Origin of the sequence: Saccharothrix variisporea, assembly GCF_003634995.1 — a bacterium.
GTDB lineage: Bacteria > Actinomycetota > Actinomycetes > Mycobacteriales > Pseudonocardiaceae > Actinosynnema > Actinosynnema variisporeum.
The window spans coordinates 4,273,913-4,299,735 of the sequence record NZ_RBXR01000001.1 but is presented as its reverse complement, the minus strand read 5'-3'; the positions used below and the strand labels follow the sequence as shown (position 1 = coordinate 4,299,735).

Genomic DNA, 25,823 nt, shown 5'->3' with positions numbered 1-25,823 from the left:
TCACACCTCCACGCGCACGAGCTTGCGCATCCACAGGGCGCCCAGTCCCACCATCACGGTCGCGCCGCCGACCAGCACCCAGCCGATCGCGGTGGTGAACAGCGGGCGCATGTACTCGTAGCGGGTCAGCACCAGCCACGTCGCCAGCGCGATGGGCAGCGCGACGAGGATGTAGGCCGACAGCCTGCCCTCGGCGCTGAGCGCGTGGACCTGCCGGCGGGTCTGCGCCCGGTCCCGCATGGTCGCCACGGTGGTCAGCAGCACCTCGGCGAGGTTGCCGCCGACCGACCGCTGGATGCGCACGGCCATCACGATCCACTTCAGGTCCGTGCTGGTCATCCGGTCGGCGACCCGGTCGAGCGCGTCGGTCAGGTCGACCCCGACCCGGGTCTCGGCCAGCGCGCGGGCCACCTCGCCCGCCGCCGGCTGGGTGTCGTCCCGCACCACCGCGTCCAGCGCCTGCGCCAGCGAGAAGCCGGACTGGAGCGACCCGGCGACCAGTTGCAGCACGTCCGGCAGCTGGTCCCGGAACGCCGACCGCCGCCGGCCGATCCGGAAGCTCACGTACAGGTGCGTGCCCAGCACCGCGGCCAGCGCGCCGAGCGGGCCGCCGAGCCACGGGTTGCCCACCAGCAACGCGGTCACCACGCCGAGCACGACCGCCCCGCACAGCCGCAGCAACGCCCACTCCGACGCGCCGATCGCCATGCCCGCGAGGTCCAGCCGGGCGGCGATGGCCTCGGCCCTGCCGCCCAGCAGGTTGTCGGTCACGGTCAGCGCGCCGCGCGCCACCTGGCTCTGCTCGTGCTCCGGGGCGGGCCGGGAGCGGCCGTACTGCCCGATCCGGTCGTCGAGGTCACGGGTCTCCTTGCGGCCCACCAGCCCGAACAGCAGCACGGCCGCCACCAGGAACGCCGTGAACGTGCCGATGACCAGCAGCCACAGCTCCAGCGACCAGGCCGGCGCGGTCGGTCCCGCCGGTGCGGCGGGCAGTGCGGCGAACGCCACCGGCACGGTCGCGGTCACCGACGACGACCCGGCGGACGCCACCACGGTGAGGTCGGCGGTCCGGCCCGCGAGCGAGTCCGGCACCGCCACCTCGACCGCCACGCGGTGGGTGAACGTCCGCGCGGCGGCGGCGAACGCCTCGGCCAGGTCGGCCGCCTCGGCCGCCGCGAGCACCTTCCCGCCGCCCGCCGCCGCGATCCGGCCCAGCGCCGGGTCGTCGGAGGCCAGCGCCACGACGTCGGCGGGCACGGGTCGGCCCGCGAGCAGGGCGGTGGCGGCGTCGAGCTGGGTGCGGCTGGACGTGTCCTGCCCGTCGGACAGCACGACCAGCCGGGGCTGGGCGATGCCGTCCAACGCGGCCACGGCCACCGGCAGCGCGTCGTACAGCGCGGTGTTCCCGTTGGCGCGCGGGGTGTCCAGCGCTGCGGCGAGGGCCGCGCGGTCGGTGGTCGGCGCGACCAGGAGGGCGGGGGAGTCGGCGAACGCGACCAGTCCGACGCGCACGTCCGCCGGCACGCTGCTCGCGTAGCCCAGCGCGGCCTGGCGGGCGGTGGCGATGCGCTCACCCGCCATCGACCCGCTGGTGTCCACGACCAGCACCACGGCCCGGGTCGGCAGGTCGGCGTCGTGGCGGTCGGCGGAAGTGACGCGGGCGGTCAGCGGCACGTCGCCGGCGCGCACCTCGACCGCGTCGGCGGCCAGGTTCGGCGTGGTCAGCGCGAAGGTGACCCGGCCGGGCGAGGCTTCCACCGACGACACCGCCACCTCGTCGGCCCGAGCGGTGCCCCAGAACGCGAGGCCCGCGACGGCGAGCACCGCGCCCAGCACCAGACGCACCAGCAGCCCCGGGCTCATCGCAGGAACTCCCCGCCGGCGAACGTCCCGGGCGGCAGGTGCACACCCCGGTCGGCCAGCCGCTCGGCGAACCGGGGCCGCAACCCCGTGCCCCGCAACGCGCCCCGGTACACGCCGTGCTCGTCCACCCCGGCGTGGAAGTCGAACAGGAACAGGTCCTGGAGGGTGACGACTTCGCCCTCCATGCCGACCACCTCGGTCACGTGCGTGATCCGCCGGGTGCCGTCCTTGAGCCGCGACTGGTGCACGATCAGGTCGATCGCCGACGCCATCTGCTCCCGGATCGCGCGCTGCGGCAGGTCCACGCCCGCCATCAGCACCATGGTCTCCAAGCGCGCCAACGAGTCCCGGGGCGAGTTGCTGTGCACGGTGGTGATCGAGCCGTCGTGGCCGGTGTTCATCGCCTGCAACATGTCCAGCGCCGCGCCGTCGCGGACCTCGCCGATGATGATCCGGTCCGGCCGCATCCGCAGGGCGTTGCGGACCAGGTCCCGCACGGCGATCTCGCCCCGGCTCTCCACGTTCGGCGGCCGGGCCTCCAACCGCAGCACGTGGTCCTGCCGCAGTTGCAGTTCGGCGGCGTCCTCGATGGTGACGATCCGCTCGTCGGCCGGCACGAACGACGACAGCACGTTGAGGCTCGTGGTCTTGCCCGAGCCGGTGCCGCCGCCGATCAGGACGTTGAGCCGGCCCCGCACGCACGCCTCCAGCACGGCCGCGACCTGCGGCGTCAGCGTGCCGAAGCCGATCAGGTCGGTCACGGTGAACGGGTCGGTGGCGAACTTGCGGATGGTCAGCAGCGAGCCGTCCAGGGCGATCGGCGGCACCACGGCGTTGACGCGGCTGCCGTCGCGCAGGCGGGCGTCCACCATCGGGCTGGCCTCGTCCACGCGGCGGCCGACCCCGGCGACGATCTTGTCGATGGTGCGCCGCAGGTGGCTCTCGTCGGTGAACGCGGCGTCCACCGGCTCCAGCCGGCCCGCGCGCTCCACGTAGACCTGGTCGTGGCCGTTGACCATGATCTCGGAGACGTCCGGGTCGCGCAGGTAGGGCTCCAGCGGGCCGTGGCCCAGGATCTCGTCGGCCACCTCCTGCGCGATGCGGGTGCGGTCCGCGCCGGTCAGCGGCGTCTCGTCGCGTTCCAGCACGGTCTGGAGGGTCTGCCGGACCCGCCGCTCCAGCTCGCCCTGGTCCAGGTGGGCGTCGTAGAGCGACGGGCCGAGCGCGTCCACCAGTCCCAGGTGGACACTGCGCTTGATCGCGCCGAACGGGTCGGCGTGGCGGGTGGCGCGGCGCGGGGTCACCGGTGCGCCGGGGGTGGGCCTGCTCTGCGCCAGGCGGTCGGTGAGGCTCATGCCGCACCCCGCTTGCGCCAGGACCGCCGGGCCGGCGCGGCCGGCTCGCCCAGCACCCTGGCCTGCGCGAACCGGGCGATGGCCGTGCTCACCGGGTGCGCGGGCGTGGCCACCGTGATGGGCACGCCCCGGTTGGTCGAGATCGGCACGTCCCGGCTGGACGGCACGCGCGCGGTGATCGGGGCCCGCACCACGCGCTCCACGTCCTGTTCGGACAGTCCCACCTTCGCGTCGGACCGGTTGAGCACGACCGAGCGGATGTCCCGCCGGTAGGACAGCAGGTCCAGCATGTCCAGCGTGACGCGGAGGTTCTTCAGCGCGGGCACGTCCGGTGTGGTGAGCAGGACGTGGTGCGCGGAGGCGTCCATCGCGGCCAGCACGTGCTCGCTGAACTGCGACGGCGTGTCCACCACGACGTAGTCGAACATGCCCCGCAGCACCACCAGCAGCTCGGCGACCAGCTGCGCGGGGATGCGCTCGGCGTCACCGGGCTCGACCGGCGCGAGCAGGGCCGCGAACCCCGGCCCGGCCTCGGTGAGCAGCGACCCCGCGCCGCGCTCGTCGAGGTGCCCGACCATGCCCAGGCCGTCCACGATCGTGCGCACCGGGTCGAGCTGGAGGGAGATCCCGACGTCGCCGAACGCGAGGTCCAGGTCCACCAGGCACACCCGGCGCTGCCCGCCCGCCGCGAGCACCGCGCTGAGGTTCACCGCGAGCGTGGTCTTGCCGCAGCCGCCCTTGGCGGAGAACACCGTCACCACCTGGCCCTCGCGCACCGGCTCGGACGGGCCGCCGGTGAACCGCCACGACAGCTCCCGCGACCGCGCGCACGCCACGGACAGCGCCGTCACGTCCCCGGCGGGCACGACCTCGCGCACCCCCGCCTGCAACGCCCGGGTCAGCAACGCCACGTCCACCTTGCGCCGCACCAGCACCACGCCCACCGCCGGCCGTTCCACGCGCAGCCGCGCCGCGAACGCCAGCGCCTCCTCGGCGTCGGTCTCCGCACCCACCACGACCAGGGTCTCGGCACCGTCGGCGTGCAGCAGGCGGCTCGCCTCGGCCAGGTCGCCCGCGGTCCGGACGTCGCCGCCGATACCGCCGATCACGTCCGCGGCCCGCTCGGGCCGCTCGCACAGGATGGCCATCGTCCTCAGCCTCCGAACACCGAACGGTTGTCGACCCCGGCGCCGGGCTTGACGTCGGGTTTCTCACCCAGCAGCGCCAGGTACAGCGCGCCGGTCTGCTGGGCGTGGACGAGCTTCTCCGCGCCCGCCTGGTCCACGGCGACGGTCACCAGCGCCTTGCCGACCGTGCCCTCCTCGGTGGCCTTCTCCTGCTGCACCGCGAGGACCTCGACATCGGTCAGCAGCAGCCGGGTCGCCTTGTTGTAGTCGTGCTGGTTCTGCAGCCCGTCGCCCGCGGGCGTGTTGCCCGGCTTGGACTCCAGGACGTTGAAGCTGTCGAAGATCGCGACCTTCGCACCCGGCTTGGCCAGGCCGCCGACCCGCTGCCACGCCTCGGCGGGCACGGTGACGGCGATCTTGCCCTCGGGGATCTCGATGCCGTCGGTGAGCCGGGCGGCGGCGACGAACATGGGGCGCACCAGCAGCTGGCCCGCGGAGACGTCCGACGAGACGACCAGTTCGCCGACCTCGCCCGTCGACTTGAGCGCGTCCTCCGGCACGGTCCCGGCGGGCATCTTCTCGCTGCGCAGCAGACCGGCGTCCTGGGCGGATCGGGCGGACGTGCCGGCCGGGATGCGCTTGCCGGCCACCAGCACGGTGACCGCTTCCCGGCCCGCCAACGCGCGGTCGTCGGCGGCGCGCACGTAGAGCAGGACCCCGACCGTGCCGACGACCGCGAGCAGGACGGCGAGGCCGATGACGAGCATGCGACGTTTCATGGGTGATCTCTCCTCAGCCGGTCAGCTGCACGATGTCGACACCCAGGTCGGGGCCGCCGATGGTCCCGGCGGAGGGCAGCAGGCCCTGGGTGAAGTAGCCGTTGACGCACTTCTCCGCGCCCTTGCAGTCGTTCTTGGGGTTGAGCCAGTCGGAGGCCTTGAAGCTGGGCAGGTAGTAGCCGGTGACCACGAAGGCGGCGAAGCCCTTGAGCGCGTAGGTGCCTCCGGTGCCGGTGCCCGTCACGCTCGTGTAGACGGGGACGTAGACGACGGTCCGGTTGGCCTGCGCTTCCGCCAACGCGGCCTGGCAGGACTTGCCCGCCGAGACGCCCGTGTCCGCGCTGTAGGTGCCGCCGCTGACGAACGCCTTGCAGTCGCCGTCTGCGTCGTCCACCCAGCCGAACATGCCCGGCCCGTCAGCGCCCGCCGCACCGCCTGGGCAGGTCGTGGGCTTGCTGGGGTCGTGCAGCTTGAGCACCCGGTCGGCGCTGACCGGCGGGACGGCCGGCGGTGGCGGGGCGAAGGACGTGCCGCTCGCCGTCGCCTGCTGCCACTCGCAGTAGGAGATGGTCATGGCGACCGTGGTGGCCGACGCGGGCGGTCCCCAGGCGGCACGGGCGCACGCCTTCGACCCCGCGCCCTCGAAGGACTCGTTGCCCAGGAGGGAGCGGGAGAAGTCGGGCGGGAGGAGCGTGCCGGTGTCGGTCAGGGTGGAGGTGTGGACGTCCACGTACTTGCCGGAGGTGGGGGCCGCCGGGCAGTCGGTGATGTCGCCCGTGGTGGCGGGGCAGGAGGTCAACGTGCCACCCGAGCCGCAGACCGTGTCCACTGTGGACAGGCCGTCTTTGGCGTTGAGGTCGGCGTAGGTGTCCGCTTTGGACGTGTCGCACGTGCCCGCCGCGCAGCTGCGCGCGACGGCGAGCGCACCGGCGTCCGCACCGTTCTGGAGCTCCGCCCGTTCCTGGTAGAGACGACCGGCGTCCACGACCAGCGCGCCGATGCCGATCAGCGCCGCGCCACCGAGGAGCACGCCGACGAGCACCGCGATCGCGCCGCGCTCGTTGTTCAGGCTTCGCATGGCATGACCCCCTGCGCGGTCAACGTGATCGGGTCGCCGAAACCGCCGCCGCCGAAGAGCCCGGCGATCGCGCCGACCGGGGTGATGAACTCGAACGTGTAGGACGCCGTGACGGTCGCGTCGGCGGTCGGGGACGTCGGCGTCGGACAGGCCGTGACGGTGACCGCCACGCCGTCGAGGTTGGTGGCGGCGTCCTGGGTGCGGGTGACGACGTTCGGCTTCTTCAACGCCGCCACCCGCGCGCCCTCGCGGGCCGCCTGGGTGAGCGTGACCTGGGCGTTGAGCGCACGGCCGAAGTCGACCAGGCCCAGGACGAGGAGCAGGAGGATCGGGAGCAGCAGCGCGAACTCGACGGCCGCCGCACCCCGGTCGTCGGTGCGCATGGCGGGAACCTCCGCTGGATCGGATCGAGCCCTGGATGGGGTCGAGCCCGCCCGGTGGGGCTGTCCGGGCGGGCTCGGGGTCCTGGGGTGGCGGGTGTCAGGGGCCGTTGAGGCCGTCGACCACGTCCTCGAACAGGGTGTTCAGCTCGTCGCCGACCGCGGTGACCGTCGCGATGATCGCCACCGCGATCAGGGCCACCATCAGGCCGTACTCCACGGCGGTGGCGCCGCGGTCGGACTTGGGCAGCCGGTCTTCGAGGAAGTTCCGCACGAACAGCAGCACCGTGAGCATGGCGGTCTCCTGGTGGGTTGAGCCGGCGGAGAGGCCGCCGGGCGGTTGTGACAGCGGAAACTCTCCGTGAGCGGGCCGGGTCGGCGGTATCGGGCGAAGAGCTGTAACGAACCGCTGGTCCGGAGGACATGTCGGTCGATCGGCCGACATCCGCCACCGACCGGTCGGACTTGCCGCCGTCACGTTCCGTCGAACGTCCTCCCGGGCTTACCGTCCCGCGCATGGACGTGGAGTGGGCTGTTTCCGGTGCCATCGCCGGGCTGCCGGCCGGTGCCGTGGCACGCGGGGTGGTGCACCGACTGGCGGTACCGGCCGGCGAACCCGACCGCGGGTGCCCGGTGTGCGGCGGCCGGGTCGGCTGGACCGGGCGGTGCTGCGGCCGGGCGCTGGGGCCGCGGCTGGAGTGGTTCACCGCCGCCGTGGTGGCGTTGCTGGCCGCCAGGTTCGCCGGTCGGCCGGAACTGGCCGCGTTTGCGTTCCTCGGCGTGCTGGGGGTGGTGCTGGCCCTGGTCGATGTGGCAGTGGAACGCCTACCTGACCGACTGACCCTGCCCGCGTACCCGGTGGTGGTGGCGTTGCTGGGGATGACGGGGGACTGGGCCGCGCTCGGCCGTGCGGTGCTGGGTGGTGTGGCGCTGGGCGGGGTCTACCTGGTGCTGGCGGTCCTGCGGCCGGGCGGGGTGGGGATGGGGGACGTGAAGCTGGCCGGGGTGCTGGGGCTCGCGCTGGGCTGGCTGGGGTGGCCGGAGCTGGTGCTCGGCGGCGCGCTGGCGTTCGTGCTACTGGCGGGCGTGGGCGTCGTGCTGTTGGCGGCGCGGCGGATCACCACGCGGGACGCCCTCGCCTTCGGCCCGTTCATGCTGGTCGGCGCGTTGGTGGCGGTCACGGTCTAGGCCTCGGCGCTTTCCGTGCGCAGCGCCTGCTTTTCGGCGCGCGCAGCGCGCGGTGTCGTGGTCCCAACCACAGGTGGAGGGCCTCGGTTCCCCCGCCGTATGGCCTGCCCGAAGGGCTACCACAGATTTCCCCGGTGCAGCCGAACTTTTTTGTGAGGAACGAGCAAAAAAGTTTAGCGGCACCGGGGAAATCTGTGGTTGGCTCCGCCAGGCCATACGGCGGGGGAACCGACGCCCTTCACCCCCCGCTGGCGGCCTGCCGCGCGGCGAGCGCCGCTTTTCATCTTTTGATCTTTCGAGCGCGCAGCGCTTACCAGCGCGAAGCGCGTTCGGCTTGAGAGCGAAGCGTTCCGGTTCAAAGCTCTTAAAAGCGAAAAGCGCCTCGCCGGCGGGCAGGCCACCAAAGATGACTCAACTGCAACGGCGGGGGCTTCTTGCTTTTGTCATCTCCGTATGGCCTGGCGGAGCCTACCACATTTTCCAGGGGTTGCCGCTAAAACTTTTGCTCGTTCCTCGCAAAACTTTCGGCTGCAACCCCTGGAAAATGTGGTAGCCCTTCGGGCAGGCCATACGGAGATGACAAAAGCAAGAAGCCCGAGTTGAGTTGTGTCCCCTCCGGTGGACTGCCGACTCGCCGGCTTCGCCGGGGACTGCCACCCGGCAAGGCGGGTGGACTGCCGCTCGCCGGCTCTGCCGAAGAGGCCGCGCTGCGCGCGTGAAGATCGGCTAGGCGGAGAGCCAGGCTCGCCAAGTCGGCAGCAGGGTGGCCAGGAGTTCCTTCGGGGCTTCGGTGTTCGGCGAGTGCATGACGCCCTTCAGCACCGCGAAGTCCGCGTCCAGGCGTTCGGCCATGTCGCGTTGGGCCGCCGCCGACCAGGCGTCGTCCAGCTCACCGCACACCACCAGGCACGGCACGCACGTCGCGCGCAGGGTTCGGGCCAGCTTGGCCACCAGGTCCGGCTCGGTGCGCAGGGAGTCGCCCATGCCGAGCAGGCCCGCCGGGCTGGAGCGGAGGAAGCGCTCGCGGTAGAAGTCCTTCAGCTCCTGCGGGATCAGCGACCACCTCGGGTGCAGGGCGGCGCGGACCTCGTTGAGCTGCTGGGACGCCTCGATGCCCTGTTCGCGCATGGTGATCTCGCCGTAGTCCAGGGCCGTGCGGCGTTCGCCCGGGGGCAGCTCGGACGGTCCCGACGACAGCAGGACCAGGCCGGTGATCGGGGCGCCCGCCAGCACCGCGCCGCGGGCGACCAGGCCGCCGTACGAGTGGCCCAGCAGCAGGACCCGGCGGCCCTCGGCGGTGAGCTTGCCGACCAGTTCCGCCAGCGCCGCACCCAGGGGACCCGGGCGGTAGTCGGCCTCGGCGGTCGGGCCGGCGGACTCGTACTGGCCGGGCAGGTCGATCGCCACGACCTCCAGGCCCGCGTCCGAGATCGGGTCGATCATCGGTGCGAAATCCTCTTTGGAACCCGTGTAACCCGGCACCAGCAGCGCCGTCGCACCCAGGTCGACGCCGGCGGCGGGTGCGCGCAGCGCCGCTACCGGGCCGTAGCGGCCCGGCAGGTCGACCCGGTGCGCGCGGTGAGGGCTGAGCTGCGAGTACACCCCTCGAAGTGTGCCGCACCGAGCGCCCTCGCGCGTGGTCGAGTTCGGCGGGCTACCGGAGCGCGACCAGGGTGTCCCCGCGTTGTTCCAGCACGAACGGGCCCTCGGTGGCCATCAGGACCGGGCCGTCGTAGCCGCCCCGGTCGACCGGGATGCGGCCCACCTCCTGGCCGGTGACCTGGTCCACCACCGCCAGCGCGCCCGGCACCGGCACCAGGGCCCGGCCGGCGAGCGTCGTGCCCGGACCCTTCGACGGCATGGACCACACCGGCTTGAGGTCGATCAGCGACAGCGCCACCGTCCGCGACCCGGTGAACCAGTAGATGTTCGCCGTGCTGGTCATCGTGGGCACCACTCGGCCCGGCGGGTCGCCCGCCAGCTCGGCCGCGGTCACCTCGACCGGGTACTCCGCGATCAGGCTGCTCGAGTCGGTGTCGAACACCTGCACCTTGCCCGGCACCGCCACCGCCACCCGGTTGCCGCTGACCGCGATCACCCGCGCGCCCTTGACGCCGACGATGGTCGTGCTGAGCACCTGCGGCTCGTCGGACTTCTCCGGGTTGGGCTTGAGCACGGTCAACCGGTCCGACGGGTCCTGCGCGTAGCAGCGCTCGATCACCGCCACCTTGCCGCCGGTCACCGCGAACGACCCGTACTGGCAGCCCGGTCGGGGCTGCTTGCCGGGGTTCACGATGGCCCGCAGGGTGCCGTACTCCAGCGACCGGACCAGGTCGTCGCGCCGGTAGACCTCGAAGTACGTCTCGCCGGTGGCCAGGACGTGCGAACCCTCGTTGAGCAGGCGGCTGTCCAGGGCGGCGTCGCCGTTGCGCTGCGGGCCGCGCTTGCCCGACGCCGCGTCCAGCGTGGTCAGCTCCGAGCAGTTGGTGTCCTTGCGGTACAGGGCGAACACCCGGCCCCACGCCGTGCTCACCGTGCACAGCGGCCAGTCGCGGCTGTAGCGCCAGCGGACGTCGCCGGTCACCGCGTCCCGGCCGACGACCTCGCCGCCGTCACCGGTCACGACCACCGAGTCCAGGCTGACCGGCTGCTGGGTGGCGGCGCTGGGCGCGCGCCACACCTCGCCCATGGACGGCGGCAGCACCGTCACCGGCGGCAGCGGCGTGACCTGGCTCGGACCCGTCTGCGACACCGTGTTGCGGGCGTCGCTGAACGTCCACACCAGCAGGCTCGCCGCCAGCACCACGACGACGAGCAGCGTCAACGCCACCCAGTCCCCGGGCCGCCGCCACGACCGGGCGGGCAGGACGGGTTCGTCGTCGACCGGTGGGGTCGGCTCGTCGCCCAGCACGTCCTCGGCGGGCGCGTGCCCGGTCTCGTGCTCGGCGACGTCCGCGGGTGCGTCGTCGGTCGTGGCGTCCACCGCGACCTGACCGTTCGACTCCGCCTGCTCCGGCTGACCCACTGCCCGGCTCCCGCTGCGTTTCGGTGGGGTGATCTGTCCGGCCACATGCTGCCGCACGTGGCCGGTGATCCGTGTAAGGCGTCAGTCTGCCGACGAGACGGCGTCTGCGGAACCGCCGGTCTCCGCACCCGAACGGCGACGGCGACGGCGGCGGGGGCGGTCCGAGGAGCTCTCGGCCGACTGCTCGGACTTGGGCTCGGCGGGGGTGTCCGAGCTCGCGCTGTCGTTCTCGCCGTTCACCACGACACCGCCGCGACGGCGGGTGCGGGTGCGGGAGCGGCGCGGGCGGGTGGTGTCCTCCGCCGCCTCCTCGGCCTGCGGGGTGTCACCCGAGCCGGAGGCGGAGCCCGAACCGGAGCCCGAGCTGCGGCGACGGCGCTTGCGGGACTTGCCCTTGCCGCCGCTCAGGTCCTCCTCGACCTCGGCGGCCAGACCGGCGCGGGTGCGCAGGCCCAGCGGCAGGCGGCCGGTGGAGCCCGCGGGGATGTCCAGGTCGGCGAACAGGTGGTCCGACGTCGAGTACGTCTCCACCGGCTCCGGCTTGTCCAGGCCCAGCGCGTCGCTGATGGACTTCCAGCGGGGGATCTCGTCCCAGTCCACGAGCGTGACGGCGACACCCGTGCGGCCCGCGCGGCCGGTGCGGCCGATGCGGTGCACGTAGGTCTTCTCGTCCTCGGGGCACTGGTAGTTGATCACGTGCGTGACGCCCTCGACGTCGATGCCGCGCGCGGCCACGTCGGTGGCCACCAGCACGTCGATCTTGCCGCTGCGGAACGCCCGCAGGGCCTGCTCGCGGGCGCCCTGGCCCAGGTCGCCGTGCACGGCGGCGGCGGCGAAACCGCGTTCCACCAGCTCGTCGGCGACCTTCTGCGCGGTGCGCTTGGTGCGGGCGAAGATCATGGACAGGCCGCGCTCGCGGGCCTGGAGGGCGCGGGCCAGCAGTTCGGTCTTGTCCAGCGCGTGCGCGCGGTAGACGAACTGCTCGGTGCGCTCGTGGATCGCGCCGGCGTCGTTCTCCTCGGCCCGGACGTGCGTGGGCTGGTTGAGGAACGTGCGGGCCAGCGTGATGATCGGGCCGGGCATGGTCGCCGAGAACAGCATGGTCTGCCGCTCGTCGGGCACCATGCGCAGGATGCGCTCGATGTCGGGCAGGAAGCCCAGGTCGAGCATCTCGTCGGCCTCGTCCAGCACCAGGCCGCGGACCTTGCCCAGCACCAGGTGGCGCTGCTCGGCCAGGTCCAGCAGGCGGCCCGGGGTGCCGACGACGACGTCCACGCCCTTGCGCAGGGCCGCGATCTGCGGCTCGTAGGGCCGGCCGCCGTAGATGGCCAGCACGCGGATGCCCAGGTGCTTGGACGCGTCGGTCAGGTCGTGGGTGACCTGCAGGCACAGCTCGCGGGTCGGCACGACGACCAGCGCCTGCGGGGTGCCATCACCCGGGACGGTGATGCGCTGGAGCAGCGGGATGCCGAACCCCAGGGTCTTGCCGGTGCCCGTGCGGGCCTGCCCGATGACGTCGTCACCGGCCAGGGCCAGCGGGAGCGTCAGCTCCTGGATGGCGAAGGCCCGTTCGATGCCGGCCTCGGCCAGCGCCCGCACGATCTCCTCGCGCACACCCATCTCGGTGAACGTCGGGGAGTCGGTGCGGACCGGCGCGTTCGCGACCAGCGGGTGGGAGGTGTCCTCTTCGGGCACTCCGGCCTCGGAGTGCTCCAGGGTCACCGGATCGAGGTGCGTTCGTTCGTTCGTCGCGGTCAGGGTGATCGCCTCTCTCGTACCAGCGCGCACGGCCTGTACGGGCCGCTCGACCACGCCTGCCGCCTCTCGGCCGTTGGGGAGCGGCCGGGCAGTGGCGCGGGAGGGCCTGCGAGGTATGCGCGCACCCTCTCCGGGCGGCACGGTGCCGCCGTAGTTTCAGCCGGCGGCACCGCTGCGAGCCCCTTCTGGGCCGCGCCGCGCCGGGCGTCAAGGCGCGAGTCTACCCGGCGCTTAGGCCGATTGGGGTGGAACAGGCTGGGTACCTGCGGACTTGCACGCCTGCGGTGTTGTGAAAACCACTCGCGGCCGACTACGCCGATCGCGTCGATCGTGCCGACTAGGCTGCTCGGCATGGGTGAGGCGGAGGCTGGGCAGACGGTGGTGTCCGGGCAGGTGGCGGAGGGTGTGGTCGACCTCCTCGGCGCGCTCGCGTACGGCGAGCTGTCGGCGTTCGACCGGATGGCCGAGGACGCGCGGACCGCGCCGACGCTGGCCGGTAGGGCGGACCTGTCGGCGATGGCGGCGTCCGAGATCGGCCACTACGCGTTGATCGAGAAGTACCTCGCCGCCCACGGTCACTCGGTCGAGGACGCGATGCGCCCGTTCGTGGCGGGCTTCGACGCCTTCCACGCCTCGACCGCGCCCAAGTCGTGGCACGAGTCGCTGGTCAAGGCCTACGTCGGCGACGGGCTCGCGGCGGACTTCTACCGCGAGGTCGCCCAGTGGCTCGACGACGAGCCGACCAAGGAGCTGGTGCTCGCCGTGCTGGCCGACACGGGCCACTCCGCGTTCGCCGAGCGCGAAGTCCGGGCGGTGTGCGAGAACGACCCGAAGGTCAAGGACCGGCTCACCCTGTGGGGTCGCCGGCTGCTCGGGGAAGCGTTGACGCAGGCCCAGTACGTGGTGGCCGAGCGCGATCCGCTGGCCGAGCTGATCGTGCGCGGATCGGGTGACCTCGCGGGCATCGCGGCGCTGTTCCGGCGGCTCCAGCAGAGCCACACGCGCCGCATGACGGCCCTCGGGCTCGGCTAGGGTTGGTCGCGGAAGGTTCACAGCGCGTACGGAGGTCAGCGTGGAGGTCAGGGTCGGCGTCGCGGACAGCCCGCGGGAGCTCGTGGTGTCGAGCGCTCTTTCCCCCGACGAGGTGGAGTCGCAGGTCGCGGACGCGCTGAAGGCGGGCAGCGGTCACCTCACGCTGGTCGACCAGAAGGGTGCCCGGTTCGTGGTGCCCGCGGCGCGCATCGCGTACGTGGAGATCGGTCCGAGCGACAGCCGCCGCGTCGGCTTCGTGGCGGACTGAAAACAGCTTCGAACGACGAGAGGGGCACCCGCCGCGGGTGCCCCTCTCGTCGTTGTGGGGTGGTCGCCACCACGGCGAGGCCGCGTCGGCCTGTCGCGCCGGGTTTCCCACCGATCAGCTCTTCCGATCGGTGGGAAACCCGGCGCGATGGGCCGACTTCAGGCGGCCTCGCCCGCGACGCCGGAGGCGGCGCGATCAAACACGGAAGGGCGGGGTCGAGATACCCGCCACCCGGTAGCGCGACCACGGGTCCGGGTCGGTCAGCTTGCCGGTCGCCGAACCGTCCGGGGTGCGCAGCAGCGCGGTCCGCGCACCGCCTTCCACCAGCTCGGTGACCTGCTCGTTCGCCTTGACCCGGCCGTACCAGTGGTACCGCCCGTCGATGGGCTGGAAGTACCCGCGCAGCTCGACTTCGACCGGCACCTCGCGCTGGTCGAACACCAGCACCGCCGCCCCGGTGTACCCGTCCTCGTGGTGCTCCTCGGACATCACGCCTCCTCGCCGTTGACGAGCCGCAGCCGCGCGGGCTCGGTGGAGAAATCGGTGGTCAGCGGCGCGTCCGGGTCCAGTTCGATGCCCGCGGAGCGGAGCAGCCCGTCGATCGCGTGCCAGATGATGGTGGTCAGGTAGTCGCTCAGGCTCGCCCGGGTCATGGACTGGCGGTCCAGCCACCAGTCGCCCGCGTTCTGCACCATGCCGACCAGGGCGTGCGCCCACGGCTCGGCGCCGCCGGAGTCCATGTCGAACGCGCGCAGGTAGTCGCCGAGCAGCCGGGCCAGGGCGGCGGCGATCAGCTCCTTGTCCTCCTGCACGACGTCCTGCTCGACCGGCCGGTCGGCGAAGGACTTGCGCACGACGAACCGGTACAGGTTCGGGTTGTCCTCGATGACCGTCAGGTAGGAGTCCACGATCCGGCGGATGCGCGCGCGGATGGGTCCGTCCTCGGCGATGGCCGGGACCATCGACTCCATCAGCAGCTCGGTGCCCCGCCGCCCGACCGCCAGGTACAGGTCGGACTTGTCGGCGAAGTGCCGGTACAGCACGGGCTTGCTGACGCCCGCCTCCGCGGCGATCTCGTCCATCCCCACGTCGGGGCCGTGTGCGGCGACCGCGCGGATGGTCGCCTCCACGAACTCGGCCCGGCGCGCCTCGCGGTGCCCCTTCCAGCGCTCCCGGCGTGCGTCCGTTCCGCCCTTGACAGTTCGAGCCATGTGACGCACGCTACCAGAAGTAACTGTTACCTCAAGTCACAGATATCCCGAGCCGGGGAGGGACCCGATGACGAGGACCTTGAAAGTCGCCGACCGCGAGAAAACCGCCGAGCGGCTGCTCAACTCCTCGGCTGACAAGTTCTACGACCCCGAGGTCGACATCGACTGGGCCGCGCCGCTGGTCGAGGGCCTGCGCTACACGCCCGAGCACCGCTGCTCCCTCTACGGCACCGCGCTGTGGGACCGGATGTCCGAGGAGCAGCGCATCGACCTGTCCCGCCACGAGGTGGCCAGCGTCGCCAGCGTCGGCCTGTGGTTCGAGATCCTCCTGATGCAGATGCTGCTCAAGGAGGTCTACCGGTCCGACCCGACGACCAAGCACGCGCAGTACGCGCTGACCGAGGTCGCCGACGAGTGCCGGCACTCCACGATGTTCGCCCGCATGGTCGAGCGCATCGGGTGCCCGCCCTACGGCCCCCGCCGCTACACCTACCACCTGGCGAAGCTCCTGCCGGTGATCGGCTACGGCCCCGCGCTCTACGGCTCGATCCTGGTCGCCGAGGAGATCCTGGACAAGCTCCAGCGCGAGACGATGGCCGACGAGACCGTGCAGCCGCTGGTGCGCATGGTCAACCGCATCCACGTGCTGGAAGAGGCCCGGCACGTGCGGTTCGCCCGCGAGGAGGTCGTGCGCGGGATGCAGACCATCACCAAGAAGGAGCTGCCCTACCAGCGGTGGCTGCTGGCCACCACGTCCATGTTCGTCACCCGGTCGATCATCAACCCCGAGGTGTACGCGGCGGTCGGCCTGGACAAGGACGAGGCGCACAAGGCGGCGCTGGGCAACCCCCACTGGCACGAGACGATCCAGTGGGCGGGCAAGGGGATCATGGAGTTCCTCGACGAGAACGGTCTCGTCGGCAAGCCGGGGATGCGCGCGTGGCGCCGGTCGTTCCTCATCGGATGAGCGCGCCCTGGGAGCCGGACCACCGGTTCGTGACCTCCGACGGCACCGCCCTGCACGTGGTGGACACCGGTCCGCGCGACGCCGACGTGACCACCGTGCTGGTGCACGGGTGGACCCTCGACCACACGTCGTGGGACCACGTCGCCCCCGCACTGCCCGGTCGGGTGCTGCGCTACGACCACCGCGGACATGGCGGATCCGCGGCGGCCACCGCGCAGACGGCGACCATCGCGCAGTGCGCGGACGACCTGGCCGAGCTGCTGGCGGCACGGGTGCCGAAGGGGCGCATCGTGTTCGCGGGGCACTCGATGGGCGGCATGACGCTCATGGCGCTGGCCGAGCAGCACCCCACGCTGCTCGACCGCGTCGCCGGGGTCGTGTTCGTCGCGACCTCGTCCGGTGAGCTGGCCGGTTCGACGCTCGGGCTGCCGGGCCTGCTGGGCCGGGTCTTCCTCGCCGGCGAGGCCGCGTCGAACCGGCAGATCGCGAAGCTCAAGCGGGCGCAACTGTTGCAGCGCACGGAGGTGCTGCGGCCGGGTCTGCGGTGGCTGCTGTTCGGCAAGCGGCCGTCGTGGGCGGACGTGGCCTCGACGGCGGCGATGGTGGGCCGGTGCAACCCGGTGGCCATGGTCGCGTTCCGCGAGTCGTTGAACGAGCACGACCGGAAGAAGGCGCTGAAGGAGTTCGCCGGGATTCCGTCCGTGGTCTTGGCGGGTGGCGCGGACAAGCTGACCCCGCTGCGGCACGCGCGCACGATCGCGGACGAGCTGCCGGGCACGGAGTTGGTGATCTACCCGGGTGCGGGGCACATGCTGCCGCTGGAGAGATCAGCAGAGGTCACAGCACACATCACCGCGCTGCTGTGAACGCGAAGAGGGCCGGTCCTCGGGGGGACCGGCCCTCTTGTCGTGCTCAGTGCTGGAGCGGGAAGCCGCCGCCGATGCCGCGCCACGCCAGGTTGGAGATCAGCGAGACCGCGTCCTCCTTGGGGACCTTGCGGTCGTCGGCCAGCCACGAGCGCGCGGTCACCTGGGACAGACCCACGAGCCCGACCGCGAGCAGCCGCGCCCGGTCCTCGTCCAGGCCGGTGTCGGCGGTGATCGTCTCGGTGATCGCGTCCACGCTGTCGGTCGTCGCCCGCTCCACCGCCTGGGCCACGGCCGGCTCGCCGCGCAGGTCGGACTCGAAGACCATGCGGAACGCCTGGCCCTCACCGTCCACGAAGTCGTAGAACGCCGCGACCGTCGCCTTCACGCGCTGCTTGTTGTCCGTCGTGGACGCCAGGGCGCCGCGCACGCGGTTCACCAGCTCGTCCACGTGGGACTCCAGGAGCGCCATGTAGAGCTCCAGCTTGCCCGGGAAGTGCTGGTACAGCACCGGCTTGCTCACGCCCGCGCGCTCGGCGATCTCGTCCATCGCGGCGGCGTGGTAGCCGTTGGACACGAACACGTCCTGCGCCGCGGCCAGCAACTGGGCACGCCGGGCGGTGCGTGGGAGGCGGACCCCTCGACCCGCGCCGCCGTTGTGCCCGACCGTGGTCTGGGCCGTCTCCGTCATGGTGCCTCCAGCCAACCTTCACATCGCGGAACCGGCGGGGGGTGGCCTCCCCGGTTCGTCGGGAGCAACCTTACTCGCTGGTAGCAGCGTTGCGGGAAAGCTTCCCGTTTCATAGGACGTCCAACCAGGCATCCTGGTGGGGTGACCGAGACCCTGGAGGCGAGCAGACCCGCCATCACCCACGTGCCCCTGTCCTCCGCACCGCTACCTCCGCTGGACACAACGAGCGGCCCCTGGCCTGGTGACTACGTCGAGGTGGCGGGGCACCGCGTGCACGTCCGGCGCACTCCCGGGCCGGCCGAGGAGACCGCGGTCTACGTGCACGGCCTGGGCGGTTCGGCGACGAACTGGACCGACCTCGCGGGCCAGCTGTCCGAGCACGTGTCCGGGCACGCGCTGGACCTGCCGGGGTTCGGGCGGTCCGAGCCGATCCCGGGGTACACGTTCGGCATGGCCACGCACGCCGAGGTGGTCGCGGGGTTCGTCGAAGGGCTCGGCGTGGGTCCGGTCCACCTGTTCGGCAACTCCATGGGCGGCGCGATCTCGCTGATCGTGGCCGCGACCCGACCCGATCTGGTGAAGACGCTCACCCTGATCTCACCGGCCGTACCCGACCTGCGGCCCCGGCTCAACCGGGTGTCCGACCGGCGGATGCCGCTGGCGTTCCTGCCCATCCTCGGTCCGCGGGTGCGCCGCCAGCTGATGCTGGTGACGCCCGAGGAACGCGCCCGGCAGATGCTCAACCTGTGCTTCGCGGACCCCTCGCAGGTGCCGGACGACCGGTTCCAGCAGTCGGTCGAGGAGTACACCGAGCGGTCCGCGCAGCGGTGGGCGCCCGAGGCGCTGGGCCGCAGCACGATGGAGCTGTTCCGGCTGTGGCTGGTGCCCCGGTCGAAGTCGATGTGGCTGCTGCCGCCCAAGATCACCGCGCCGACGCTGGTGGTGTGGGGCGCGCAGGACAAGCTGGTCAGCGCGCGCAAGGCGCCCCGGGTGGCCCGGCTGCTGCCGCGCGGGCGGCTGCTGGTGCTGCCGCGGACCGGGCACGTGGCGCAGATGGAGCGGCCGGTGACGGTCGCGCGGGCCGTGCTCGGCATGTGGGAGCGCGGTGCGGAGTGGTAGGTCGGGGTAGATCGGTTCAGACCTGTGACCTGCGGACGAGCACCGGCGTCCACCGGGTTGTCGGGATTGTGGCACTCTGGTCGCCGTGAACCGGACGTCCGAGGAGCGCGAGGCGGCACCCCCCGCCGAAGACCGCTACCGGCGCGGCACCCGGCGCACCGCCGCCGAGCCGCTGACCGCGTCCTGGGAACCGGCGGGCCGGCACCGCCGCAAGCGCAAGCGCGGCCTGAAAGGCCTGGTCGCGAACTACGGCTGGCGCATCTACGCGGTCCCCGTGCTGCTCGTCCTGACCGCCCTGGTCGTCCTCGACACGGCCGCGCCGTCACGCGTCGGCGAGGCGGACCAGACCGGAGCCACCGGCGCGACCGGTGCCCCCCGCACGTCCTCGGGCCCGCCGGTGGCCACCGAGACGCCGCCGTCCAAGGTCGACCTGGTCAACATCCCGACCGCCGAGCTGCCCGACGGCCCCAAGTACTCCGAGCAGGGCGCCGGGACGTGGCAGGTCATCCCCGGCGGGACCGGCCAGGCCGGCCAGGGGAAGCTGTACAAGTACTCGATCGCCATCGAGGACGGCGTGGACGCGGCCGACTTCGGCGGCGACCGGGAGGCGTTCGCGCGGACCGTGGACGGCATCCTGGCCGACCCGCGCAGCTGGATCGGCACCGGCCAGGTCGCGATGCAACGGGTGGACAGCGGCCCGGTCGACTTCACCATCAGCCTGACCACGCCGAACACCACGCACGGGCTGTGCGGGTTCCAGATCCAGTACGAGACGTCGTGCTGGCACCCGCCGACCAGCCGCGTGGTGATCAACGTGGCGCGGTGGGTGCGGGGCGCGAAGGCGTTCAGCACGGACCTGGCGTCGTACCGGACGTACGCGATCAACCACGAGGTCGGGCACGTCCTGAAGAACCCGCACGAGGGCTGCAAGGAGAACGGCCAGCCCGCGCCCGTGATGATGCAGCAGACCTTCGGGGTCGCGAACGACTACGTGGCGAGGCTGAACGAGGTCGACATCTCCAACCGCGGCGTCGTCGACGCAGACGGCAAGACCTGCACCCCGAACGCCTTCCCGGTCGCCCCCCGCTGACCCACGCCACCGCCCGCCGCCTCCCACTCGCCCGACCCGCCCGCTCGAGCCGCCGCCCGGCCGAGCCAGCCGCTCGAGCCGCCCGCTCGAGCCGCCGCCGCCCGAGCCGCCCGCTGCCTGCGCCGATCCACCCCCCATACCGGTCGGCGGACGCACCCGTTGCTTCGTGTCCACGCAATGGGACGACTTCCCATCCGGGAAGACGGTGGTCCAGTCTGGTGTTGTCCATCGGTAGAGGACATGTCTCGTCGAGGAGGATCAGATGGCGCTTCCGCCGCTCGTGGAGCCCGCAGCGGAGCTGACCAAGGAGGAAGTCGCGCGGTACAGCCGGCACCTGATCATCCCGGACGTCGGGGTGGACGGGCAGAAGCGGCTGAAGAACGCGAAGGTCCTGGTCGTCGGGGCGGGCGGGCTCGGGTCGCCGGCGCTGCTCTACCTCGCCGCGGCCGGGGTGGGCACGCTCGGCATCGTCGACTTCGACACCGTGGACGAGTCGAACCTCCAGCGCCAGGTCATCCACGGCCAGTCCGACATCGGCAAGCCGAAGGCGGAGTCCGCGCGCGAGTCGATCGCCGAGATCAACCCGTACGTCAAGGTGAACCTCCACCAGACGCACCTGAACTCGGAGAACGTGCTCGACATCTTCCGCGACTACGACCTCATCCTCGACGGCACGGACAACTTCGCCACCCGCTACCTCGTCAACGACGCGGCCGTCCTGCTGGGCAAGCCGTACGTCTGGGGTTCGATCTTCCGGTTCGAGGGCCAGGTCAGCGTGTTCTGGGAGGACGCCCCGAACGGCCAGGGCCTGAACTACCGCGACCTCTACCCGGAGCCGCCGCCGCCCGGCATGGTCCCCTCCTGCGCGGAGGGTGGCGTCCTGGGCGTGCTGTGCGCGTCGATCGGCTCGATCATGGTGACCGAGGCGATCAAGCTGCTGACCGGCATCGGCGAGCCGCTGCTGGGCCGGCTGATGGTGTACGACGCCCTGGAGATGTCCTACCGGACCATCAAGATCCGCAAGGACCCGGAGAGCGTCAAGATCACCGAGCTGATCGACTACGAGGCGTTCTGCGGCGTGGTCTCCGACGAGGCCCAGAACGCGGCGGCGGGCAACACCATCACCCCGCTGGAGCTCAAGCAGAAGCAGGACAGCGGCGACGACTTCGTCCTGATCGACGTCCGCGAGCCGCACGAGTACGAGATCGTGAAGATCCCGGGCTCGGTGCTGATCCCGAAGGACCGCATCCTGTCGGGTGAGGCGTTCGCGGAGCTGCCGCAGGACAAGCAGATCGTGCTGCACTGCAAGTCCGGCGCGCGGTCGGCCGAGGCGCTGGCGGTGCTGCACCAGGCGGGCTTCAAGGACGCCGTGCACGTCGGCGGCGGCGTGCTGGCGTGGGCGCGCGAGGTGGACACCAGCCTCCCGACCTACTGACCGACATGACGAACGGCCCCGTGGCACACCGCCATCGGGGCCGTTCGTCATCCGGACGGGTGACGCAACCCACATCGGCATTTGCCCTGAACCCGCAAAAGTGCGGATAGGCCGGATGGGTGCACACGCGCGACAGCCCCCGTGAGGTCCACCAAACACGAGGCCTCGACGGGTAGCGTGCCCAGCCGTGAGCCCAGCCCCCGAGCCGCCGCCGGCGCACGTGCGCGCCGCGTTCGGTGCGCGTGACGCCGAACCGGAGTTGATCGACGCCGGCCCGGTGTGGCGGTGTGGTGACGCGGCGATCCGGCCCGCGGGCAAGCCGGCCGAGGCCACGTGGGTCGCCAAGACCCTCGACACGCTCTCCGTGGACAACCTGCGCGTCGCCAGACCCCTGCGGTCCACCGACGGGCGGTACGTCGTCGGCGGGTGGGCCGCCACCAAGTACCTGTCCGGCCGGGCCGAGCCGCGCTACGACGAGGTGGTCGAGGTCGCGGTCAAGCTGCACGCCGCCACCGCCGACCTGCCCCGGCCCCGCTTCCTGGACGCCCGCACCGACCTGTTCGCCAGGGCCGACCGGCTCGCCTGGGAGGAGGAGCGGGCCGACCTGGACCCCAGCCTGGGCGGCCGGCTGTTCGAACTGCTCTCCGCCTACCGCAAGCCCGTCCAGCTCAAGCCGCAGGTCGTGCACGGGGACCTGTTCGGCAACGTGCTGTTCGCCGGGGACGCGGCACCCGCGATCATCGACTTCACCGCCTACTGGCGGCCGGCCGAGTACGGCGCGGCGGTCGTCGTGGTGGACGCCCTGTCCTGGGGTGGCGCGGATCACGGCCTCGTCCAGCGGTGGTCCCACCTGGCGGAATGGCCGCAGGTGTTGTTGCGAGCGACACTCTTCCGCCTCGCCGTGCACGCGCTGCACCCGCTGTCGAGCACGCAGTCGCTGGTAGGGCTCGAACGGACGGCCACCCGGGTCACCGCGTTGCTGTGACCTCACCCTCGGTCCACGCGTGGTGCCGGAGCAAGTTCGCGTGGACGAAACATTCTGCGGTTCGCCGTTAACAGCGCGTTCTTACCGTCGGCCCCGTGACCGACACCCACTGCCCGTACTGCGCGCTCCAGTGCGCGATGTCCGTGACCCAGGGCAAGGTGTCGCCGCGGGAGTTCCCGACCAACCGCGGCGGCCTGTGCCAGAAGGGCTGGACGTCCGCCGAGCTGCTGTCCTCGCCCGCGCGCCTGACCACGCCGCTGGTGCGCCGCGACGGCGCGCTGCACCCGGCCACGTGGGACGAGGCACTTGATCTCGTCGCCGCCAAGCTGCGTGAACTGCGCGCCGAGCACGGGCCGGACGCGGTCGGCGTGTTCGGCGGCGGTGGGCTGACCAACGAGAAGTCCTACCTGCTGGGCAAGTTCGCCCGGGTCGCCCTGGGCACCTCCCAGATCGACTACAACGGCCGCTTCTGCATGTCCAGCGCGGCGGCGGCGGGCACCAAGGCGTTCGGGCTGGACCGGGGCATGCCGTTCCCCGTAACAGACCTCGACCACGCGGACGCGGTGCTGTTGGTCGGCGGAAACCCGGCCGAAACGATGCCGCCGTTCGTGCAGCACCTCAAGGGCGCGGAACTGATCGTCGTGGACCCGCGCCGCACGGCCACCGCCGAGCTGGCCACCCTGCACCTGGCCCCCGCGCCGGGCACGGACCTGGCGCTGGCCCTGGGCCTGCTGCACTGCGCGGTCGCGGACGGCCACCTGGACCAGGACTACCTGGACGAACGCACCAACGGGTTCGCCGACGCCTGGCGCATCGCCGCCTCCTGGTGGCCCGAGCGGGTGGAGCGGGTCACCGGTGTCCCGGTCGCCGACCAGCGCGCCGCCGTGCGCATCCTGGCCGAGGCGGAGAACGCCTACGTGCTCACCGGCCGCGGCACCGAGCAGCACGCCAGCGGTGCGGACACCGTGTCGGCGTGGATCAACCTGGCGCTGGCGCTGGGCCTGCCCGGTCGGCGCGGCTCGGGGTACGGCTGCCTGACCGGCCAGGGCAACGGCCAGGGCGGGCGCGAGCACGGCCAGAAGGCCGACCAGCTGCCCGGCTACCGCAAGATCGACGACCCGGCCGCCCGCGCGTACATCCAGGACGTGTGGGGCGTGGACGACCTGCCCGGCCCCGGCCGCTCCGCCTACGAGCTGCTCGACGCCCTCGGCCAGCCGGACGGCCCCAAGGCGCTGCTGGTGTTCGGCAGCAACCTGGTCGTCTCCGCGCCCCGGTCCCAGCACGTCGTGGACCGGCTGGGCGCGCTGGACCTGCTCGTGGTGTGCGACCTGGTGCTGTCGGAGACCGCCGCGATCGCCGACGTCGTGCTGCCGATCACGCAGTGGGCCGAGGAGAGCGGCACGATGACCAACCTCGAAGGCCGCATCCTGCTCCGCCAAGCCGCTCAGCGGGCCCCGGAGGGGGTGCGCAGCGACCTCGAGGTGCTCCAGGGGCTCGCGACCCGCCTGGGTCAGCCGGTCGAGCGGTTCCCGGTCGAGCCCGAGGTGGTGTTCGAGGAGCTGCGGGTCGCGTCCAAGGGCGGTCTCGCGGACTACTCCGGCGTCACCTACGACCGGTTGCGCGCGGGCGAGGCCCTGCACTGGCCGGTGGTCGAGAAGAGCACCCCGCGGGTGTTCCTCGACCGCTTCGCCCACCCCGACGGCCGTGCCCGGTTCATCCCCGTGGACCACCGCGGACCGGCGGAGGCGCCCGACGCCGACTACCCGTTGCAGGCCACCACCGGCCGCGTCCTCCAGCACTACCAGTCCGGCGCGCAGACCCGGCTGGTCAAGGAGCTGGTCGACGCCGAGCCCGAGGCCTACGTCGAGGTCCACCCGGACACCGCGACCCGCGCCGGCCTGCGCGAAGGCGAGCTGGGCGCGGTGGTGTCCCGGCGCGGCCGGACGGTGGCGCGGGTGCGGTGCGTGCCGTCCATGCGCCTGGACGTGGTGTTCCTGCCGTTCCACTTCGCCGGCGAGGGCCGCGCGAACCTGCTGACCAACCCGGCGCTGGACCCGACCAGCCGGATGCCCGAGTTCAAGGTGTGCGCCGTCCGATTGGAGTCGGTATGACCAGGAACGTTGTCATCGTGGGCTACGGCATGGCCGGTGCCCGCCTGGCCGACGAGATCCGCAGGCGCGACCCGCGCGCCGAGCGGGTGTCGGTCACCGTCCTGGGCGACGAGGCCCACCCCGCCTACAACCGGGTGCTGCTGTCCAGCGTGGTCGCCGGGTCGCTGTCCCCGGAGGCCGTGCGGCTGCACGACGCCGACTGGGCCGCCAAGCACCACGTGGACCTGCGGCTGGGCGGCGGCGTGAGCAAGATCGACCGCACCCGCCGGGTCGTGCACGTGGGCGACACGGAAGTCCCCTACGACTCGTTGGTGCTGGCCACGGGCGCACGCTCGTGGGTGCCGCCGACCGAGGGCCTGCTGGACGGCAACGGCGACCTGGCGCCCGGCGTGGTGGCGTTCCGGTCCCTGGACGACTGCGCCCGGATCGTGAACGCGGCCTCGCCCGGCACGCCGGTCGCGGTGCTCGGCGGCGGTCTGCTCGGGCTGGAGGCCGCCCGCGGCCTGGCCGGGCGCGGCTGCCTGGTGACCGTCGTGCACCCCGTGGGGCACCTGATGGAACGCCAGCTCGACCGCGGCGCGGGCCGGGTGCTCGCGAAGACGCTGGAATCGCTGGGCATCGAGTTCCGGCTGGGCGCGCTGGCGTCGAAATACCTGCCCGGCGACGGGCTCCTGCTGGACGACGGCACGCAGGTGCCCGCCGAGCTGGTCGTGGTGTCGGCGGGCGTCCGGGCGGAGACCGGGCTGGCCGCGGAGGCGGGCATCGCCGTCGACCGCGGCATCCTCGTCGACGACGCCCTGCGCACCAGCGACCCGCGCGTTCACGCCATCGGCGACTGCGCCCAGCACGTCGGCACGGTGTCCGGCCTGGTGCAGCCCGCGTGGGAGCAGGCCGCCGTGGTCGCCGACCTGGTCACCGGCACCGCGCCCGCGTCCCGCTACTCGGGCACCACGGTGGTGACCCGGCTCAAGGCCCGGGACGTCGACCTGGCCGCCCTGGGCGACGTGCACTGCGAGGTGGACGACCCGGACGCGGAAGTCCTGTGCTTCCAGGACCCCGCGCGCGGCCGGTACGCGAAGCTGGTGCTGCGCGACGACAAGGTGACCGGCGCCATCGTCCTGGGCGCACCGGACGCGGCGGCGGCCATCACGCAGCTGTTCGACCGCGGCCTGCCCGCGCCCACGGACCGGCTGGCGCTGCTGCTGGGTCGCGCGCTGCCCGCGGAGAACGAGGCCAGCCCGGCGGACCTGCCCGCGTCGGCGGTGGTGTGCCGGTGCAACACGGTCAGCAAGGGACAGATCGTCAGCGCCTGGCGGGCCGGTGCCACCACGGTGTCGTCGATCGCGGAGAAGACCCGGGCGAGCACGGGGTGTGGGGGCTGCAAGGACGCGGTGTGTGGCATCGTCGACTGGCTCGCCGCCTCACAGCCGCAGCCCGTCTGATGTGCGGCGGAGTTGCCGCACCCGACACCTGATCGCACGCCGAGGTAACGGGC

The 25,823-nt window shown here is 72.4% G+C and carries 24 protein-coding genes; 11 read left to right on the top strand and 13 right to left on the bottom strand.

From position 1 onward, the window contains the following. The 7 genes from DFJ66_RS18975 to DFJ66_RS18945 form a co-directional block, all read right to left on the bottom strand. Positions 1-1,863 (bottom strand): VWA domain-containing protein, encoded by a 1,863-nt coding sequence (locus tag DFJ66_RS18975; protein ID WP_121222885.1) that lies wholly within the window; start codon positions 1,861-1,863, stop codon positions 1-3. Next, positions 1,860-3,218 carry a TadA family conjugal transfer-associated ATPase gene (locus DFJ66_RS18970; RefSeq protein WP_121222883.1) on the bottom strand — a complete coding sequence of 453 codons (1,359 nt, stop codon included), beginning with the start codon at positions 3,216-3,218 and terminating at the stop codon, positions 1,860-1,862. Before DFJ66_RS18970 ends, DFJ66_RS18975 begins: the two co-directional genes overlap by 4 nt. After that, the gene (locus DFJ66_RS18965) at positions 3,215-4,366 is read right to left on the bottom strand and encodes a CpaE/TadZ family protein (RefSeq protein ID WP_121222881.1); all 1,152 of its coding nucleotides are present in this window, start codon (positions 4,364-4,366) and stop codon (positions 3,215-3,217) included. The genes DFJ66_RS18970 and DFJ66_RS18965 overlap by 4 nt, the downstream gene beginning before the upstream one ends. Positions 4,367-4,371: 5 nt before the next feature. Then, positions 4,372-5,124: a Flp pilus assembly protein CpaB gene (gene cpaB / locus DFJ66_RS18960; protein WP_121222879.1), complete on the bottom strand. Its 753-nt coding sequence runs from the start codon at positions 5,122-5,124 to the stop codon at positions 4,372-4,374. A gap of 13 nt (positions 5,125-5,137) precedes the next feature. Further along, the gene (locus tag DFJ66_RS18955; RefSeq protein WP_121222877.1) at positions 5,138-6,202 is read right to left on the bottom strand and encodes a pilus assembly protein TadG-related protein; all 1,065 of its coding nucleotides are present in this window, start codon (positions 6,200-6,202) and stop codon (positions 5,138-5,140) included. Then, complete coding sequence (locus tag DFJ66_RS18950; RefSeq protein WP_121222875.1) at positions 6,190-6,585, bottom strand: TadE/TadG family type IV pilus assembly protein; 396 nt, start codon at positions 6,583-6,585, stop codon at positions 6,190-6,192. Before DFJ66_RS18950 ends, DFJ66_RS18955 begins: the two co-directional genes overlap by 13 nt. A 97-nt stretch (positions 6,586-6,682) precedes the next feature. After that, entirely contained in the window at positions 6,683-6,877 is a 195-nt protein-coding gene (locus DFJ66_RS18945) for a Flp family type IVb pilin (RefSeq protein ID WP_121222873.1), read from the bottom strand. 221 nt (positions 6,878-7,098) lie between these two features. Between DFJ66_RS18945 and DFJ66_RS18940 the strand changes: the two genes are divergently transcribed. After that, positions 7,099-7,770: a prepilin peptidase gene (locus DFJ66_RS18940; protein ID WP_121222871.1), complete on the top strand. Its 672-nt coding sequence runs from the start codon at positions 7,099-7,101 to the stop codon at positions 7,768-7,770. 726 nt (positions 7,771-8,496) lie between these two features. Here DFJ66_RS18940 and DFJ66_RS18935 read toward each other — a convergent pair. From DFJ66_RS18935 to DFJ66_RS18925, 3 genes are all read right to left on the bottom strand, one after another. Continuing rightward, positions 8,497-9,372, bottom strand: coding sequence for an alpha/beta fold hydrolase (locus tag DFJ66_RS18935; protein ID WP_121222869.1), 876 nt, complete (start codon positions 9,370-9,372; stop codon positions 8,497-8,499). Between the two features lie 52 nt (positions 9,373-9,424). After that, positions 9,425-10,795: an Rv3212 family protein gene (locus DFJ66_RS18930; RefSeq protein WP_121222867.1), complete on the bottom strand. Its 1,371-nt coding sequence runs from the start codon at positions 10,793-10,795 to the stop codon at positions 9,425-9,427. Positions 10,796-10,876: 81 nt separating this feature from the next. Next, positions 10,877-12,517: a DEAD/DEAH box helicase gene (locus tag DFJ66_RS18925; RefSeq protein ID WP_246029815.1), complete on the bottom strand. Its 1,641-nt coding sequence runs from the start codon at positions 12,515-12,517 to the stop codon at positions 10,877-10,879. Between the two features lie 387 nt (positions 12,518-12,904). Between DFJ66_RS18925 and DFJ66_RS18920 the strand changes: the two genes are divergently transcribed. Together DFJ66_RS18920 and DFJ66_RS18915 are read left to right on the top strand one after the other, a co-directional pair. Continuing rightward, a complete protein-coding gene (locus tag DFJ66_RS18920; RefSeq protein ID WP_121222863.1) occupies positions 12,905-13,585 on the top strand; it encodes a ferritin-like fold-containing protein in 681 nt (226 codons plus the stop codon). 40 nt (positions 13,586-13,625) lie between these two features. Further along, positions 13,626-13,853, top strand: a complete 228-nt coding sequence (locus tag DFJ66_RS18915; RefSeq protein WP_121222861.1) for a DUF3107 domain-containing protein — start codon at positions 13,626-13,628, stop codon at positions 13,851-13,853. Between the two features lie 195 nt (positions 13,854-14,048). Here DFJ66_RS18915 and DFJ66_RS18910 read toward each other — a convergent pair whose 3' ends face one another. Both DFJ66_RS18910 and DFJ66_RS18905 read right to left on the bottom strand, forming a co-directional pair. Beyond that, a complete protein-coding gene (locus DFJ66_RS18910; RefSeq protein ID WP_211351225.1) occupies positions 14,049-14,342 on the bottom strand; it encodes a DUF4873 domain-containing protein in 294 nt (97 codons plus the stop codon). After that, a complete protein-coding gene (locus tag DFJ66_RS18905; RefSeq protein WP_121222857.1) occupies positions 14,342-15,064 on the bottom strand; it encodes a TetR/AcrR family transcriptional regulator in 723 nt (240 codons plus the stop codon). Before DFJ66_RS18905 ends, DFJ66_RS18910 begins: the two co-directional genes overlap by 1 nt. 67 nt (positions 15,065-15,131) lie before the next feature. Here DFJ66_RS18905 and DFJ66_RS18900 point away from each other — a divergent pair, with 67 nt between their 5' ends. Next, the gene (locus DFJ66_RS18900) at positions 15,132-16,031 is read left to right on the top strand and encodes an AurF N-oxygenase family protein (protein ID WP_121222855.1); all 900 of its coding nucleotides are present in this window, start codon (positions 15,132-15,134) and stop codon (positions 16,029-16,031) included. After that, positions 16,028-16,897 carry an alpha/beta fold hydrolase gene (locus tag DFJ66_RS18895; RefSeq protein WP_121222853.1) on the top strand — a complete coding sequence of 290 codons (870 nt, stop codon included), beginning with the start codon at positions 16,028-16,030 and terminating at the stop codon, positions 16,895-16,897. The genes DFJ66_RS18900 and DFJ66_RS18895 overlap by 4 nt, the downstream gene beginning before the upstream one ends. 46 nt (positions 16,898-16,943) lie before the next feature. Here DFJ66_RS18895 and DFJ66_RS18890 read toward each other — a convergent pair whose 3' ends face one another. Next, positions 16,944-17,588, bottom strand: coding sequence for a TetR/AcrR family transcriptional regulator (locus DFJ66_RS18890; RefSeq protein ID WP_121222851.1), 645 nt, complete (start codon positions 17,586-17,588; stop codon positions 16,944-16,946). 141 nt (positions 17,589-17,729) lie between these two features. Here DFJ66_RS18890 and DFJ66_RS18885 point away from each other — a divergent pair, with 141 nt between their 5' ends. The 6 genes from DFJ66_RS18885 (at position 17,730) to DFJ66_RS18860 (ending at position 25,770) form a co-directional block, all read left to right on the top strand. Beyond that, on the top strand, positions 17,730-18,707 hold the full coding sequence (locus tag DFJ66_RS18885; protein ID WP_121222849.1) for an alpha/beta fold hydrolase: 978 nt from the start codon (positions 17,730-17,732) through the stop codon (positions 18,705-18,707). Positions 18,708-18,792: 85 nt separating this feature from the next. Further along, the gene (locus DFJ66_RS18880; RefSeq protein WP_121222847.1) at positions 18,793-19,797 is read left to right on the top strand and encodes a DUF3152 domain-containing protein; all 1,005 of its coding nucleotides are present in this window, start codon (positions 18,793-18,795) and stop codon (positions 19,795-19,797) included. 262 nt (positions 19,798-20,059) lie between these two features. Beyond that, a complete protein-coding gene (gene moeZ / locus DFJ66_RS18875) occupies positions 20,060-21,232 on the top strand; it encodes an adenylyltransferase/sulfurtransferase MoeZ (RefSeq protein WP_121222845.1) in 1,173 nt (390 codons plus the stop codon). Positions 21,233-21,419: 187 nt separating this feature from the next. Then, positions 21,420-22,217, top strand: a complete 798-nt coding sequence (locus tag DFJ66_RS18870; protein ID WP_121222843.1) for a TIGR02569 family protein — start codon at positions 21,420-21,422, stop codon at positions 22,215-22,217. Between the two features lie 95 nt (positions 22,218-22,312). Further along, complete coding sequence (locus DFJ66_RS18865) at positions 22,313-24,328, top strand: molybdopterin oxidoreductase family protein (protein ID WP_121222841.1); 2,016 nt, start codon at positions 22,313-22,315, stop codon at positions 24,326-24,328. After that, a complete protein-coding gene (locus DFJ66_RS18860) occupies positions 24,325-25,770 on the top strand; it encodes an FAD-dependent oxidoreductase (RefSeq protein ID WP_121222839.1) in 1,446 nt (481 codons plus the stop codon). Before DFJ66_RS18865 ends, DFJ66_RS18860 begins: the two co-directional genes overlap by 4 nt. Positions 25,771-25,823 lie beyond the last annotated feature (53 nt).

Excerpts from the sequence above, each read along its gene's own strand:
- DFJ66_RS18905 (WP_121222857.1), bottom strand. The coding sequence starts at position 15,064 with ATGGCTCGAACTGTCAAGGGCGGAACGGACGCACGCCGGGAGCGCTGG.
- DFJ66_RS18910 (WP_211351225.1), bottom strand. The coding sequence starts at position 14,342 with ATGTCCGAGGAGCACCACGAGGACGGGTACACCGGGGCGGCGGTGCTG.
- DFJ66_RS18860 (WP_121222839.1), top strand. The coding sequence starts at position 24,325 with ATGACCAGGAACGTTGTCATCGTGGGCTACGGCATGGCCGGTGCCCGC.
- DFJ66_RS18970 (WP_121222883.1), bottom strand. The coding sequence starts at position 3,218 with ATGAGCCTCACCGACCGCCTGGCGCAGAGCAGGCCCACCCCCGGCGCA.
- DFJ66_RS18975 (WP_121222885.1), bottom strand. The coding sequence starts at position 1,863 with ATGAGCCCGGGGCTGCTGGTGCGTCTGGTGCTGGGCGCGGTGCTCGCC.
- DFJ66_RS18920 (WP_121222863.1), top strand. The coding sequence starts at position 12,905 with ATGGGTGAGGCGGAGGCTGGGCAGACGGTGGTGTCCGGGCAGGTGGCG.
- DFJ66_RS18965 (WP_121222881.1), bottom strand. The coding sequence starts at position 4,366 with ATGGCCATCCTGTGCGAGCGGCCCGAGCGGGCCGCGGACGTGATCGGC.
- DFJ66_RS18945 (WP_121222873.1), bottom strand. The coding sequence starts at position 6,877 with ATGCTCACGGTGCTGCTGTTCGTGCGGAACTTCCTCGAAGACCGGCTG.
- DFJ66_RS18890 (WP_121222851.1), bottom strand. The coding sequence starts at position 17,588 with ATGACGGAGACGGCCCAGACCACGGTCGGGCACAACGGCGGCGCGGGT.
- DFJ66_RS18955 (WP_121222877.1), bottom strand. The coding sequence starts at position 6,202 with ATGCGAAGCCTGAACAACGAGCGCGGCGCGATCGCGGTGCTCGTCGGC.
- DFJ66_RS18895 (WP_121222853.1), top strand. The coding sequence starts at position 16,028 with ATGAGCGCGCCCTGGGAGCCGGACCACCGGTTCGTGACCTCCGACGGC.
- cpaB (WP_121222879.1), bottom strand. The coding sequence starts at position 5,124 with ATGAAACGTCGCATGCTCGTCATCGGCCTCGCCGTCCTGCTCGCGGTC.
- DFJ66_RS18950 (WP_121222875.1), bottom strand. The coding sequence starts at position 6,585 with ATGCGCACCGACGACCGGGGTGCGGCGGCCGTCGAGTTCGCGCTGCTG.
- DFJ66_RS18900 (WP_121222855.1), top strand. The coding sequence starts at position 15,132 with ATGACGAGGACCTTGAAAGTCGCCGACCGCGAGAAAACCGCCGAGCGG.
- DFJ66_RS18940 (WP_121222871.1), top strand. The coding sequence starts at position 7,099 with ATGGACGTGGAGTGGGCTGTTTCCGGTGCCATCGCCGGGCTGCCGGCC.
- moeZ (WP_121222845.1), top strand. The coding sequence starts at position 20,060 with ATGGCGCTTCCGCCGCTCGTGGAGCCCGCAGCGGAGCTGACCAAGGAG.